Origin of the sequence: Kribbella sp. CA-294648 (assembly GCF_050943845.1) — a bacterium.
Classification (GTDB): domain Bacteria; phylum Actinomycetota; class Actinomycetes; order Propionibacteriales; family Kribbellaceae; genus Kribbella.
The window spans coordinates 8194587-8208550 of record NZ_CP191981.1; the positions used below are offsets into that span (position 1 = coordinate 8194587).

A 13964-nucleotide genomic window follows, 5' to 3' on the forward strand; every position below is an offset into this window, starting at 1 on the left:
AGCACTCTGCCGGGAGTAGCGGCCAGCTCGCGTCCTCTACTCGAACTCTTGGGTCGGCCCGGTTACGCCGCCGGTCGGCGGAATAGGGTTGGGAGACCCTCGACCCTTGGGAGTTGCGATGTCACGTCCGACCGTTCTGCTGCCCGGACCGATGAACGAGACCGTCCTGGCCGGGACCGCGGAACACTTCGACGTGATCCGGCTGTGGGAGTCGGACGATCCGGACGCAGTACTGGCCGAGCGGGCTCAGGACATCGCTGCGGTCGCGACCGGCGGTACGACGATCGACGGCGCGTTCCTCGACCGGTTGCCCTCGTTGCGACTGGTGGCGAGCTTCGGTGTCGGCTACGACAAGATCGATGCGCAAGCGGCCGCCGAACGGGGAGTCATCGTCACGAACACTCCCGGCGTACTGGACGACGAGGTCGCCGACACCGCTCTCGGGCTGCTGCTCATGACGGCTCGCGAACTCCCCCAAGCCGAGCGCCATCTGCGGGCCGGCGCGTGGACCGAGCGCGCCTACCCGTTGACGAAGGCAACACTGAACGGCCGCACGATGGGCATCCTCGGCCTGGGCCGGATCGGCGAGGCGATCGCGAAGCGGGCGGAGGCGTTCGGCATCTCGGTTGCCTACCACAACCGCCACCGCAAAGACGTTGCCTACCGCTACTACCCGACGCTGCCCGAGCTGGCCGCCGCCGTCGACATCCTGATGATCGTGATCCCCGGCGGCGACGAAACCCGGCACCTGGTCGACGCCGAGGTCCTCAAAGCGCTCGGCGCCGACGGCATCCTCATCAACGTCGCCCGCGGCACCGTCGTCGACGAGGAGGCCCTGGTCGAAGCCCTCCGCTCACGAACAATCCTGAGCGCCGGCCTGGACGTCTTCGAAAACGAACCCGAAGTCCACCCCGGCCTGCTCGAGCTGGACAACGCAGTCCTGCTCCCCCACGTCGGCTCCGCCACCATCCCCACCCGCAACGCCATGGGCCAACTAGTAGTAGACAACCTCACCCACTACTTCACCCACGGCACACCCCTCACCCCGGTCCACGAGTCCGCAGACCTGGTCCGCAACCTTCCTGCCTGAACGGACGCCCGTACGCCGCGGGCAGCGCGGGGGCCGACGCCGGACCTGGGCGGGCCCGGCGGGCGTAGTACCGGGTGGGGGTCAGCTTTCGGGTTGGGTGATGTTGATCATCCAGGAGACGCCGAACTGGTCGGTGACCATGCCGAACTCGTCGCCCCACATTTGTTTCTCCAGGGGCATCGTGACTGTGCCGGACTCGGACAGTTTGGTGTAGGCCTCGCGGAGGGATTCGTCGTCGCCGCTCAGGCTGACCGACATGTTGGTGCCGGGCTGGAACTCGCCCTGGCTCGGTGTGTCCGAACCCATCAACGTGTAGCCCTGCGGCGTCTCGAGCATCGCGTGCATGATCTTGTCGCCGTCCTCGGCGTCCGGCGCGCCGAACTCGCCGAACGTGTTCACAGCCAGCTCCCCGCCGAACACCTGCTGGTAGAACTCGAAGGCCTGCCGCGCGTTCCCGTCGAAGCCGATGTACGGGTTGAGTCTCGATCCCATCACTTGCTCCTCTCCCCAACTACCCCTGATGCTTCGCACCCTAGACCCGCCCCCGGACACTTTCGAGACCTCGCCACCCCCGCAAAATTCGGCGGCGCCACGGGAACGACCCGGTCTAGATTGACCGGCATGATCCTCAGGCACGTGACGCTGGACTGCGCCCACCCGTACGAGCTGGCGACCTTCTGGAGCAAGGTCACCGGCTGGCCCGTCTCCGCCGAGGACGAGCCCGGCGACAACGAAGTACTGGTGGAGGCGCCGGCTCCCCTGCCCGGTCTGCTCTTCATCGGGGTGCCCGAAGGCAAGACCGTCAAGAACCGCATCCACTTCGACCTGCAACCGACCGAGCGCACCCGCGACGAAGAACTTCCGCGGCTGCTCGCGCTGGGCGCCACCGTGCACGAGGACCATCGCAAACCGAACGGCCGCGGCTGGGTCACGCTCCAGGATCCCGAAGGCAACGAGTTCTGTCTGGAGATGAGCCCAGCCGAGGTCTGACCGACCGGTTACGCGACGCGGTACACCGCGCCGCCGGCGCTGATACCGAAGGAGACCTTCTTGCCGCCGACCACCATGTCGATGATGTACGTCGTCCCGGACCAGCGGCCCTTGTAGTGCACGGATCCGGTGGCGTGGACGGGTGCGACCACGGACAGGATCGACGCGCTGTAGCCCGATCGCGCGAACAACAGCGTGGGCGCAGAGTTCCGGCGGAAGATGGTCGGGTAGTGCCAGCCCTGGATCGGGTTGGTCTGCGCCTGCTTGAGCAGGATCGCGCCCCGCGGCAGCACCTGGCGGAACGGGATCTGGAAGAGGATCGTCCGGCTCGTGTCGCCGGCCTTCATCCCGATCGCCGCAGTACGCGAGTACACCGTCGCCTTCTGATCCGACGGCAGGTGCCACAGGGTCTGGAACTGGTGCGCCTTCGTGGAGCTCCCACTGTCCAGAGTGACGAGGAGATCAGGATCCTTCAGCACCAGTACTGCGCGCTTGCGGCTGATCCCGGCTCCCGGCACATCCGCGAACTCGTAGAACTCCGAGGTCGGGTAGACCCCCGACCTGACCAGCTTGGTGACCGGATAGGTCTCGGCAGCCAACGGAGTCGTCATCGCATTGGCGGCGAACTGCCCCTTGGCCCATGTCCGCCAGGCGTCGTTCTGGTAGCCCGCGTGACCGCCGGTGATCAGGATGTCGCGGCCGCGAGACGTGTAGGTGGTGCCCGTGTGGTCGCTGTGACCGTGCACGGCTCGCGCTGGGCCGTACCGGATGCTGTACGTCGACTCCTGCGCGAAGGACCGCGTCTGGCCCCACCCAGTGCGGCCGAAGACATAGCCCGCCGAGTAGACGCCGATGCGGCTCGGCGGGGCCACTCCGTTGACACCGCGCGAGCCGGCGTACTCGAGAGGCGTGCCGGCGATCGGCGCGGTCGCGACGACCTCGGAGTCACCGAGCTGGTGCAGTTTGCCGAGCGAGTTCGTGGCCAGGCTGAGCCACTTGGCGAGCAGCGCCCGCCGCGAGGTGATCGTCGTACCGGGGTCGGCTCCACACTGCTGCAGTACGGCGGCAGCGCGTCCCCAGAGCGCGTAGTTGAACTGGGCGTAGGCGGTCGACTGCTCGTTGGTCGCACCCTGCGCGTCGATCGACGTGGTGATCCCCGCGGCCAACCGGTTCTGTGCGGTGGTCTTGTAGGCGGACCGATTCAGAGTGCACCCGACACCGAAGAGCGCGATGCTCTCGTCCGTGCCGTGGTTCCAGGCGCCGCTCCAGTACGCGGTCAGGAACGCCGCGTGGTTGACGAGCGCGGTGTCGATCCAGCTGTACTGCGCCGGCAACTGGGTGACGGCGAGTCCCGAGAGGACCGCCTGGCGGAGGCAGATCAGCACGTTCGCCCGGTGCTTCGTGGCCTCGTCCGCACCGATGTTGGCCTTCCACGAGTACGGGTTGTCGGCCACCCAGTCCTTGGTGATCGCCGAGACCCGGACCATCGCGGTCGTGTTGCCCTTCCCGGCCGCCATGATTCCTTGCCCTAGCCAACGAAGCGAGTGGAACCACATGTACCAGCTGGGATTGTTGTACGGGTTGAGCCGCCAGTTGATGTTTCCGCTGCCGTTGCCGACCTTGTACGCCGCGTACGGCCCCCAGGCGAAGAGATCGCTCTGAAGCATCGCCACCGTCGTCGCGTCGTCCACCGTGCTGAAACCGGGGCACGAGTAGGTCCCGGCAGCCGTCGCGCCTTCCGCCAACGTCCTCGGAGCAGCGCTTTGCACATCGGTCGCGGCAGCCTTCGTCGCCGGTACTACGTTGCTCTTGCCCGGATCGAATTGCGCGAACCCAGGCTCGGGCAGATCGGGCAGCACCGTGATCCCCGGACCCGGTGGCGCGGCAACCGCCACCGGTCCGGCAACCAGCCCACCCATCGCGAGCGCGAATCCCACCGCCGCGCCCACACCTCTCCGACTGTTCACGATCTCCCCCCTCGTTTGCTCCTCCCCCTACACGGAGCACGATGAGGAAACTCAGGAGAAAGTTGCGTTGGGCACTTTTTCGTCCGCCGCGACGCGAGCTTGCCGGGCCCGGAGTACGAAGGGCAGGGCCACGAGTTGGATGCCCGCACTGATCAGGTACGCCGTTCCGTAACTCCATGCGTCGGCTGCTTTACCCAGCGTCGGCTGGATGGCCGCGCCACCAACCGATGCAAGCAGGTTGTCCGACGAGAGCACCGTCGCTCGCTGGGCCGAAGGGATGAGCCGGTTGAGGAGCGCCTGCCGGACCGGTTCGGCGGTCGAGAACATGATGGCCCAGACAGCCAGCAGGATCATGGCCAGCCAGAAGTTCGTCACCAGGCCGATCAGCACCAACATGACTGCTGTGACGATCGCGGTGAGGAGCAGCACCGAAGTACCGTGCCGGAACGCTTTGCTCACGGTCGTTGCGGACAGTCCGCCGATGATCTGGGCGACTGCGACGAGCGAGGCGGAGATCCCTGCAATAGCGTACGAATCGGTGGTGCCGTAGAGCTCGAGCAGGTACGGCTGCACCGCATAGAAGCCGTAGATGCTGACGCCCATCGTGATAGGTGCCGAGAGCATCAACCAGCGCACCGGCGGATTGCGCAGCCCGTGGTCGAGCGACGCCCGCACAATAAAGCGCATCTCCCCGAGGACCGAGACTCGCGGCTTCGGCGCGAACCCGATGTCGTGCATCGCCCGCCACGCCACCACGAAGGTCAGGACGAGCAACGCGGCCCGGACCAGGTACGGCGTCCCGAGGTTGGTCAGTTGAGCCAGTACTCCGCCGGCAACCGTGCCGCCGACCATCGCGACACCGCTCGCGACCTGGCCGTTGGCGAACGCCGACTCCAGCGAGCCTTCGTACCCGCTGGCTGCCAGTCCGTCGACCAGCCACGCCTCGGTGGCACCGCTGAAGAAGGTGAACCCGAGCCCGAGCAGCGCGGAGGCCAGTGCCCAGGCCAGGAACCCTGCCTCGATCTGCCAGAGCAGCACATAGAGCAGCGTCGACACCGTCAGCGTCGCCGCCCCCAGCAGGTACGACGCCCGCCGGCCGACCGTGTCGGCGATGACCCCGGTCGGTACCTCGAAGAGCACCTGCCCCACGGTGAAGAACGCGTTGGCCGCGAACGCCTGGGCCACGCTCAGCCCGGCGTCCAGCAGGAACAACGTGTTGATCCCCCAGATCATCGACGAAGCGCCCGTCGCGACGACCATGAGCGTCAAGTAGGTCCGCAGCAGACGATCGGCTGTCGAGCGCATCAGAGTCCCCTTCCGTGGGTGATGGTCACCTGGTACGTCGGAGCGGGCCTCACCGTCCTCGACACGTCCCGTCAGCGCGCGGAATATGGCACGATCGGTCCCATGGGGAGCAGGACGGACAGCGAGCAGCACCTGCGCGACCTGGCGCTGCTGCGGCGGGTCCGCGACCGGATCGACCGGGAGTACGCGCAGCCGCTCGACGTCGAGGCGCTCGCCCGGGGCGTGAACATGTCCGGCGGTCACCTGAGCCGCCAGTTCCGCATCGCTTACGGAGAGTCACCATACTCATATCTGATGACGCGGCGGATCGAGCGGGCGATGTCCCTGCTGCGCCGCGGCGACCTGAGCGTCACCGAGGTGTGTTTCGAGGTCGGCTGCTCCTCACTGGGCACGTTCAGCACCCGCTTCACCGAGCTGGTCGGCGTACCGCCGAGTGTCTACCGGGTGGATGCGGCGGGCGCGCTGGCCGGGATGCCGTCGTACTTCTCGAAACAGGTGAGCAGACCGATCAGGAATCGAGAAGCACCGGCCGCCGCCTCGCAGTTAGCGTGATCGCTATGGACATCACGATCAACGCCAGCTTCCTGCCCCACAACGACGCGGACGCCGCGCTCGCCTTCTACCGCGACGCGCTCGGCTTCGAACTGCGCAACGACGTCGGCTACGACGGGATGCGCTGGCTCACGGTCGGACCGCCCGGCCAGCCGGACACCAGCATCGTGCTGCACCCGCCGGCGGCCGATCCCGGCGTCACCGAGGAGGAGCGCAAGGTGATCGCCGAGATGATGGCCAAGGGCACGTACGGCGGCATCCTGCTGGCCACACCGGACGTCGACGCCGCCTTCGCGAAGCTGCAAGCCCGTGACATCGAGATCGTCCAGGAGCCGATCGACCAGCCGTACGGCGTCCGCGACTGCGCCTTCCGCGATCCGGCCGGCAACATGGTCCGGCTCCAGGAAGTGCGCTGACCGGTCCGCCTTCCCCTGCCAGGTGACGCCCGGACGGCGCGCGCCCGATGAGATGGAGAATTGATGAGCAAGCGCACCACGACCCGTACGCCGTCGACCGGATCCCACGCTGCCGACAGCCACGAGCTGATCCGGGTCCAGGGCGCGCGGGTGAACAACCTGAAGGACATCAGCATCGAGATCCCGAAACGCCGGCTGACGGTGTTCACCGGCGTCTCCGGGTCGGGCAAGAGCTCGCTGGTGTTCGGCACGATCGCGGCCGAGTCGCAGCGGATGATCAACGAGACGTACAGCACCTTCGTCCAGGGCTTCATGCCGACATTCGCGCGGCCCGACGTCGACGTACTGGAAGGCCTGACCACGGCGATCATCGTCGACCAGGAGCGGATGGGCTCCGATCCACGCTCGACCGTCGGGACGGCGACCGACGCCAACGCGATGCTGCGGATCCTGTTCAGCCGGCTCGGCAAGCCGCACATCGGCTCGGCCCAGGCGTTCTCCTTCAACGTCGCCTCGATCAGCGGCGCCGGCGCGGTCACCTTGTCGAAGGGCGGCCAGCAGACCAAGGAGCGCCGCGAGTTCAGCATCACCGGCGGTATGTGCCCGCGCTGTGAAGGACGCGGATCGGTCACCGACTTCGACCTGACCGCCCTGTACGACGAGAGCTTGACGATCAACGAGGGCGCGCTCACCATCCCCGGCTACAGCATGGACGGCTGGCAGGGCCGGATCCTGCGCGGCTGCGGGTTCTTCAACTGCGACAAGCCGATCAGCAAGTTCACCAAGAAGGAACTGCAGGCGCTGCTCTACAAGGAGCCGACCAAGATCAAGGTCGAGGGCATCAACCTGACCTACCAGGGCCTGATCCCGCAGATCCAGAAGTCGTTCCTGGCCAAGGATGTCGAGGCGATGCAGCCGCACATTCGGGCCTTCGTGGAGCGGGCTATCACCTTTGCCACCTGCCCCGAGTGCGACGGGACCCGGCTGAACGAGGGAGCCCGGTCGTCGAAGATCGACGGCATCAGCATCGCCGACGCCTGCAAGATGCAGATCAGCGACCTGGCCGAGTGGGTGCGCGGGGTGGACGACAAGTCCGTCGCCCCGCTGCTGGACAAGCTGGAGCACACGCTCGACTCGTTCGTCGAGATCGGCCTGGGCTACCTGTCACTCGACCGGCCGGCCGGCACGCTGTCCGGTGGTGAGGCGCAGCGGGTCAAGATGATCCGCCACCTCGGCTCCTCGCTCACCGACGTCACCTACGTCTTCGACGAGCCGACCATCGGGCTGCACCCGCACGACATCCAGCGGATGAACGAACTGCTGCTGCGGCTGCGCGACAAGGGCAACACGGTGCTGGTGGTCGAGCACAAGCCGGAGGCGATCGCGATCGCCGACCACGTCGTCGACCTCGGTCCCGGCGCGGGCACCGCGGGCGGCACGATCTGCTACGAGGGCACCATCAAGGGCCTCCGTGACAGCGACACGCTCACCGGCCGGCACCTCGACGACCGGGCGTCGCTGAAGTCGGAGCTGCGTTCCGCGAACGGCCAGCTGGAGATCCGCGGTGCTTCCACGCACAACCTGCAGAACGTCGACGTGGACATCCCGCTCGGTGTGCTGACCGTCATCACGGGTGTTGCGGGTTCGGGGAAGAGCTCGTTGATCCACGGTTCGCTGCCGCCCTCGGCCGACGTCGTGTCGATCGACCAGACCGGGATCCGGGGATCGCGGCGCAGCAACCCCGCGACGTACACGGGTCTGCTCGAGCCGATCCGCAAGGCGTTCGCGAAGGCCAACGGGGTGAAGCCGGCTTTGTTCAGCGCGAACTCGGAAGGTGCTTGCCCGAACTGCAACGGCGCGGGCGTCATCTTCACCGACCTGGCGATGATGGCGGGCGTCGCGACCCCGTGCGAGGTGTGCGAGGGGAAGCGGTTCAAGGAAGAGGTGCTGGACTACCACTTCGGCGGGCGCGACATCAGCGAAGTACTGGCGATGTCGGTGTCGGAGGCAACGGAGTTCTTCGCCGACGGGGACGCCAAGACGCCGACCGCGCACAAGATCCTGTCGCACCTGGCCGACGTCGGGCTGGGCTACCTGAGCCTCGGCCAGCCGCTCACCACGCTGTCCGGTGGCGAGCGGCAGCGCCTCAAGCTGGCAACGCACATGGGTGAGAAGGGCGGCATCTACGTCCTCGACGAACCCACCACCGGCCTCCACCTCGCCGACGTCGAACAACTCCTCGCCCTCCTCGACCGCCTGGTCGACGCCGGCAAGTCGGTCATCGTGATCGAACACCACCAGGCCGTGATGGCCCACGCCGACTGGATCATCGACCTCGGCCCAGGCGCCGGCCACGACGGCGGCCAAATCGTCTTCGAAGGCACCCCCGCCGACCTGGTAGCCAAACAACCCACCCTCACCGGCAAACACCTCGCGGCGTACGTCGCGAAGTAGCACCCCTTCGAGGCGCGGGATGCGTGAGTCCCGCGCCTCGAGGGGCCAGCTCTCGGGGGTTTGTCGGAGGGGTCTGGGATCGTGGTTTGTATGGCGATTCCGAGGGCTGTGGCTGTGGTTGTTGATGGTGGTCGGGCGCTGGTGATCAAGCGGTATCTGCGGCTTGACGCCGCTGCCGAGTGCGCCATGTGTAGAGGTGGCGACCTGGCTGGTCCGGAGTGTCCTGGGCACGACTACGCCGTCCTGCCGGGTGGGCACGTTGAGGAAGGCGAGAGCGCCGAAGTGGCCGCAGTACGGGAGTTGACCGAGGAGACCACGCTCACGGCTGGTGTCGACCGCCTGCTGTGGACCAGCACCCACAACGGCCGGCCCGCGTCGTACTTCCTGATGACCGACGTCGCCGGTACGCCGAACCTGGCCGGTGACGAGGCAGAAGCCCACAACCCCAACAACAGCTTCGAACTCCGCTGGGCTGCCCCAGGCGAGTTCGCCGAGCTCGGGCTCTATCCCGCCGACGTCAGATCGCGATTGGCCGAACACCTCGGCGCGTGAGGTCAGCGCAATGGATGTTCTTCGGCGGTGGGCGGGCGGACGTGCGCGACATGCCGTTCCGAGCAAGCTCCGAACTTCGCGAAGTTGAGGCGGGCCTGGGTCAGGCTGAGCGGACCGTTGGGGCCGCCGCGGACAACGTCGGCATCGTGGGCGTCCTGGCCGTCGTCCTCCCAGAAGCACACATCGCAGATCTCGAACCCGCCCCGCTCCCCCAGGGTCAGGTAGCCGCAGCAAGGACAGCCGTACGGACCGCCGCCGGCCGGTTTGAAGACGTTGACGAAGGAGCTCATCCACTACTCAGTCGAGGCAGAATTCGTTGCCTTCGACATCTTTCATGACGAGGCAGGACTCGTTGAAACCGTCGGCGACGAGGAGTTCGTAGCGTTCCGCGCCGAGTGCGACCAGCCGGGCGCACTCGGCCTCGAGTACTGCGAGACGCTCCTCACCCACGAGCCCGGTGCCGACCCGTACGTCGAGGTGCACCCGGTTCTTGACGACCTTGCCCTCGGGAACGCGCTGGAAGAACAGCCGCGGACCAACACCCTCGGGGTCAACACACGCGAAGGCGGAGTCCTGCCGCTCAGCGGGGAGGGACTCGTTGAACTCTTCCCAGCTGGCGAAGCCGGGCGGCGGCGGAGGTACGACGTACCCCAGCACCTCACACCAGAACCGAGCAACCCGCTCCGGATTCGCACAGTCGAACGTGACCTGAAACTGCTTGACCGACGCCATTTCCCCACCCTAACGGTGGACCTTTCGTCCCCTCCACCCACTTTCGGCCGTCATTCCGGGGATGAGACGCCAAGGCGTGACCCCTCGTCGAGCCCGTTCCTCTGTCCGTCGGCGAGCTGCGGACCTACACTCCGGCCATGCGCAGCGGACGGGCACTCGCGATCCTCGGAACAGCTGTAGCTCTGATTGCTGCCGGCGCGTGTACATCGTCCCCCGCCGCGGTGTCGTCCCCATCCGCGTCCCCTGCCCCGCCGCTGCGGCTTATGACGTCGCACACAGAGAGCCGGAGTGGCATGGAGGCCGCTCGCAGCGGCACCTTGTTCGTCGATTCGACCGGGTGCGTTCGGATGACTGCGGGCCCGTCCGAGGTGAACGTCGTGTGGCCCAAGGGCTACACCGTCCGCGGCGACGCCAAGTCCTTCGAGATCCTCGACGGCACCCAGAAGGTCGTGGCGCGCTCAGGAACCTCCTTCACCATGGGCGGCGGAGGCGTGGACCGCTTCCTGGACACCTGGACCGGCCGCGATTGCCTCAACGGCACCTCCCTCTGGATGGTCGGCAGCGTCCCCGCGAGCTGACACCAGCCTGCGATAGAGTTCCTAATAGGAACTTACTACGTCGAGGGGTGCTGCGATGACTGCGGTCAGCAGGGTGGTCGGGCGGGAGATTGTGGACAGTCGGGGGAATCCGACGGTTGAGGTGGATGTCGAGCTGGCCGATGGGAGCTTGGGGCGGGCTGCTGTGCCGTCGGGGGCTTCGACGGGGGCTCGGGAGGCGGTGGAGCTGCGGGATGGGGATCCGGCTCGGTTCCACGGCAAGGGGGTTCAGGGTGCCATCGCGGCCGTTTCGACCGAGATTGCCGCGGCGATCCAGGGGCTCGATGCCGAGGATCAGGCCGGGGTCGACGAAGTGTTGATCCGGTTGGACGGTACGCCGAACAAGGCGCGGCTGGGCGCGAACGCAGTACTGGGTGTCTCGCTGGCAACGGCGAAGGCTGCGGCCGCCGCTCATCGGTTGCCGCTTTATCGGTATGTGGGTGGCGCAAATGCGCGAACACTGCCGGTCCCGATGATGAACATCATCAACGGTGGCGCGCACGCCGACAATCCGCTGGACTTCCAGGAGTTCATGATCGCGCCGATCAGCGCCGCGACGTTCGCCGAGGCGGTCCGGATGGGCTCGGAGATCTTCCACACCCTGCGCCGCGATTTGATTGCCGCCGGCCACAACACCGGCGTGGGCGACGAGGGCGGGTTCGCCCCGCAGCTCCGGACCGCGGACGAGGCGCTCGAGTTCGTCCTCAAGGCGATCGAGCGGACGGGGTACAAGCCGGGCACCGATGTCACGCTGGTGATGGATCCGGCCGCATCGGAGTTCCACCGCGACGGCGTCTACGACTACAAGGGCGAGGGCGTACGTCGTACCGTCGCCGAGCAGGTCGACTACCTCACCGGACTCGTTGCCCGGTACCCGATCGCCTCGATCGAGGACCCAATGGGTGAAGCAGATCTGGAAGGGTGGCGATCGCTGACCACCAAGCTCGGCCACCGCATCCAGCTCACCGGCGACGACGTCTTCTGCACCAACCAGACATTGCTTCGCGACGGCATCAGCGAGGGCATCGCCAACTCCATCCTGGTCAAGGTCAACCAGATCGGCACGTTGACCGAAACCCTCGACACCATCACCACTGCCTACCAAGCCGGCTACACCGTCGTCATGTCGCACCGCTCCGGCGAAACCGAGGACACCACCATCGCCGACCTCGCCGTCGCCACGGGCTGCGGTCAGATCAAGACCGGCTCGCTGTCCCGCTCGGACCGCACCGCGAAGTACAACCAACTGATCCGCATCGAGGAAGAGCTCGGAAGCTCAGCCCGGTACGCCGGTGCGGCCGCGCTCGGACTGCGTAGCTGACCCGGTCGCTCGCGACCCGGCCGTTGGTACTGTGCGGTGATGAACTGGCTGGCGCTCCTCGGATTCGGCCTCGCCGTCCTGCCGATCTGCCTGACGCCAGGAGTCAGCCTCACCCTCGTGACCGAGCGGGTGCTCGGCACCGGCCTTCGTGCCGGTGCCGGGGTGATCGCCGGTACGTCGTTCGGCTTGCTGACCCACGCATTGCTCGCCGGCGCCGGCCTGTCCGCCTTGGTCATGAAGTCGTCGACCGCCTTCACGGTCGTGAAGCTGCTTGGCGCGGCGTACCTCATCGCGATCGGAGTCCAGGCAATCTGGGCATCCCGCTCGGCCGCCGACCGCAGCGCGTCCCCAAAGCCTCGCTCCCTGCCCTGGAACGGTCGCAGCGACATCGTCCAGGGATACCTGGGCAACGTCCTCAATCCGAAGGCCGCCGCGGTCTACCTGACCATCGCGCCCCAGTTCCTCGATCGCGACCACCCGTTGCTGCCGCAGATCATGCTCCTGTGCGCGATCCACGTGATGGTGGCGGCCGGCTGGCTGTTCATCTGGGCCGGCACGGTGCACGTCTCGCGGCGCGCTTTCCAAACACCAACCCTCCGTACTGCGATGTCCCGAATCTCCGGCGCCGTCCTGATCGCCCTCGGCGTACGAACCGCCCTCGCCACCAGGTGACTGGTTGCCATCAGCAACCAATAGCAAGACTTCGGCACAAAGGCATGACTTAGACGTAGACCGATGGTGATTGACGGGTCTGCCGGACGAGAGGAACGATGCCTACACCGCGCGGCACCTGAGGTTCCCAATACTTCTAGCACGGAGGTCCATGGTGAATCGATCCGCTCGTAGGCTGTCCCGCGTCGCAGGTCACGCAGCCGTCGCGATTGCCCTAGGTCTTGGCGCCGCGATCGCCGCAACCGCCCCTGCCCAGGCCGCCACCACCGTTCAGGTGGTGGACAACGCTCCCACCAAGGACGACTGCTACCGGCTGATGAACAACATCGTCGCCGACGCCAAGAACTGCTATCCCGACCCCAAGCTCTCCTACCGCTGGGACGGCTACGCGACCTGGTACTGAGTGGCCTGTAGAACCAGAGCTGCAACAGTCCACGAGCGCCAGGCGCTCGTGGACTGTTCCTCAACGGTGTGTCAGTCCGGGTACGTGACTCACCACGAGTTGCCCGTACTCCGCCTGTGCGGCGAAGAAGTCCGGATGACAAACCGGACCTTCCCGTGGCACAGCCCCTCCGACTCCGGAACGTCCAGCTGGATTCGGATCAGGACTTGATGTCGACCCAGCCCTTGGCGAGTGGGAGCTGGCCGGCGTGGTGGGCGGTGCGCTGGGTGGTCAGCCAGTGCTCCAGGGCGTCGACGGACTGGGCGATGGGTTTTTCCGTGGTGTCGAGCAGGTGGGTGGTCCAGCGGGGGTCTTGCTTGGTCCATTCCGACCAGCGGTCCCAGGCCATGGCCGGCCAGCTGCCGTTGATGATCACCTCGGGCCGGTACCGAGGGTCTTCAGCGTGCCCGCGGTGCCAAGTGCTCCAGCCGATGAAGGACTCCAGGAGTGCTGCTGACCACCGACCATCGTCACGCCGATTGAGACGCCGCCGTCGCTCCTCATCGGCGACGTGCACGAGACACACCGCGATGCCATCGAGCCGAGGCGCCGAGGGCGACGCCAGAATCTCACCAAGCGGCGACTGCCCGGTCAGGAGAACATCCAGCCCGCAGTCCTGATACTCCAGGGCTCGGCGGATCCATTCTTCCGTCGTACGGTTTCGCCACTGGGTGTCCGCATCCTCCGGTACGCCGACCTCGTCGTGGTCGTGGACGGTAACACCCGGCACCCGCTCACCCAACGCGCGAGCCAACGTCGTCTTCCCAGAGCAACTCGAACCAGTCAGAACCAGCAACATCCGACCAACCTGACAGCCGGAGCCAGCCCGAGCCACCGATTTAGCCCCCACGCGGGTCGCCGGGGTGGAGCGACTG

16 protein-coding genes are annotated in these 13964 nt (G+C 66.7%); 10 read left to right on the forward strand and 6 right to left on the reverse strand.

Features of this window, described 5'->3' with window-relative positions; genetic code table 11:
- Nucleotides 1–118 precede the first annotated feature (118 nt).
- Nucleotides 119–1090: a 2-hydroxyacid dehydrogenase gene (locus ACQPYM_RS39050; protein ID WP_433011418.1), complete on the forward strand. Its 972-nt coding sequence runs from the start codon at nt 119–121 to the stop codon at nt 1088–1090.
- Nucleotides 1091–1171: 81 nt separating this feature from the next.
- On the opposite strand, the gene ACQPYM_RS39055 is transcribed toward ACQPYM_RS39050, so the two are convergent.
- Entirely contained in the window at nt 1172–1582 is a 411-nt protein-coding gene (locus tag ACQPYM_RS39055) for a VOC family protein (RefSeq protein ID WP_433011421.1), read from the reverse strand.
- A 129-nt stretch (nt 1583–1711) separates the two neighbouring features.
- Between ACQPYM_RS39055 and ACQPYM_RS39060 the strand changes: the two genes are divergently transcribed.
- A complete protein-coding gene (locus ACQPYM_RS39060; RefSeq protein ID WP_433011424.1) occupies nt 1712–2080 on the forward strand; it encodes a VOC family protein in 369 nt (122 codons plus the stop codon).
- An 8-nt stretch (nt 2081–2088) separates the two neighbouring features.
- Here ACQPYM_RS39060 and ACQPYM_RS39065 read toward each other — a convergent pair whose 3' ends face one another.
- Both ACQPYM_RS39065 and ACQPYM_RS39070 read right to left on the reverse strand, forming a co-directional pair.
- Nucleotides 2089–4047, reverse strand: coding sequence for a heparinase II/III domain-containing protein (locus ACQPYM_RS39065; protein WP_433011427.1), 1959 nt, complete (start codon nt 4045–4047; stop codon nt 2089–2091).
- Between the two features lie 51 nt (nt 4048–4098).
- A complete protein-coding gene (locus ACQPYM_RS39070) occupies nt 4099–5352 on the reverse strand; it encodes an MFS transporter (protein WP_433011430.1) in 1254 nt (417 codons plus the stop codon).
- Nucleotides 5353–5454: 102 nt separating this feature from the next.
- Here ACQPYM_RS39070 and ACQPYM_RS39075 point away from each other — a divergent pair, with 102 nt between their 5' ends.
- The 4 genes from ACQPYM_RS39075 (at nt 5455) to ACQPYM_RS39090 (ending at nt 9326) form a co-directional block, all read left to right on the forward strand.
- Nucleotides 5455–5904 (forward strand): helix-turn-helix transcriptional regulator, encoded by a 450-nt coding sequence (locus tag ACQPYM_RS39075; protein ID WP_433011433.1) that lies wholly within the window; start codon nt 5455–5457, stop codon nt 5902–5904.
- Between the two features lie 5 nt (nt 5905–5909).
- The gene (locus ACQPYM_RS39080) at nt 5910–6320 is read left to right on the forward strand and encodes a VOC family protein (protein WP_433011436.1); all 411 of its coding nucleotides are present in this window, start codon (nt 5910–5912) and stop codon (nt 6318–6320) included.
- A gap of 63 nt (nt 6321–6383) precedes the next feature.
- Nucleotides 6384–8774 (forward strand): ATP-binding cassette domain-containing protein, encoded by a 2391-nt coding sequence (locus ACQPYM_RS39085; protein WP_433011439.1) that lies wholly within the window; start codon nt 6384–6386, stop codon nt 8772–8774.
- 90 nt (nt 8775–8864) lie between these two features.
- On the forward strand, nt 8865–9326 hold the full coding sequence (locus ACQPYM_RS39090) for an NUDIX hydrolase (RefSeq protein WP_433011442.1): 462 nt from the start codon (nt 8865–8867) through the stop codon (nt 9324–9326).
- A gap of 2 nt (nt 9327–9328) precedes the next feature.
- Here the strand turns inward: ACQPYM_RS39090 and ACQPYM_RS39095 are convergent, their stop codons facing one another.
- Nucleotides 9329–9616, reverse strand: coding sequence for a CPCC family cysteine-rich protein (locus tag ACQPYM_RS39095; RefSeq protein WP_433011445.1), 288 nt, complete (start codon nt 9614–9616; stop codon nt 9329–9331).
- Nucleotides 9617–9623: 7 nt separating this feature from the next.
- Nucleotides 9624–10058: a VOC family protein gene (locus tag ACQPYM_RS39100; protein WP_433011448.1), complete on the reverse strand. Its 435-nt coding sequence runs from the start codon at nt 10056–10058 to the stop codon at nt 9624–9626.
- Nucleotides 10059–10405: 347 nt separating this feature from the next.
- Here ACQPYM_RS39100 and ACQPYM_RS39105 point away from each other — a divergent pair, with 347 nt between their 5' ends.
- From ACQPYM_RS39105 to ACQPYM_RS39120, 4 genes are all read left to right on the forward strand, one after another.
- Nucleotides 10406–10636, forward strand: coding sequence for a hypothetical protein (locus tag ACQPYM_RS39105; protein WP_433011451.1), 231 nt, complete (start codon nt 10406–10408; stop codon nt 10634–10636).
- 55 nt (nt 10637–10691) lie between these two features.
- A complete protein-coding gene (eno, locus tag ACQPYM_RS39110; protein ID WP_433011454.1) occupies nt 10692–11975 on the forward strand; it encodes a phosphopyruvate hydratase in 1284 nt (427 codons plus the stop codon).
- 39 nt (nt 11976–12014) lie between these two features.
- On the forward strand, nt 12015–12647 hold the full coding sequence (locus ACQPYM_RS39115) for a LysE family translocator (protein ID WP_433011457.1): 633 nt from the start codon (nt 12015–12017) through the stop codon (nt 12645–12647).
- Nucleotides 12648–12798: 151 nt separating this feature from the next.
- Nucleotides 12799–13050, forward strand: coding sequence for a hypothetical protein (locus tag ACQPYM_RS39120; protein ID WP_433011460.1), 252 nt, complete (start codon nt 12799–12801; stop codon nt 13048–13050).
- Nucleotides 13051–13249: 199 nt separating this feature from the next.
- Here the strand turns inward: ACQPYM_RS39120 and ACQPYM_RS39125 are convergent, their stop codons facing one another.
- Nucleotides 13250–13888, reverse strand: a complete 639-nt coding sequence (locus ACQPYM_RS39125; RefSeq protein ID WP_433011463.1) for a hypothetical protein — start codon at nt 13886–13888, stop codon at nt 13250–13252.
- Nucleotides 13889–13964 lie beyond the last annotated feature (76 nt).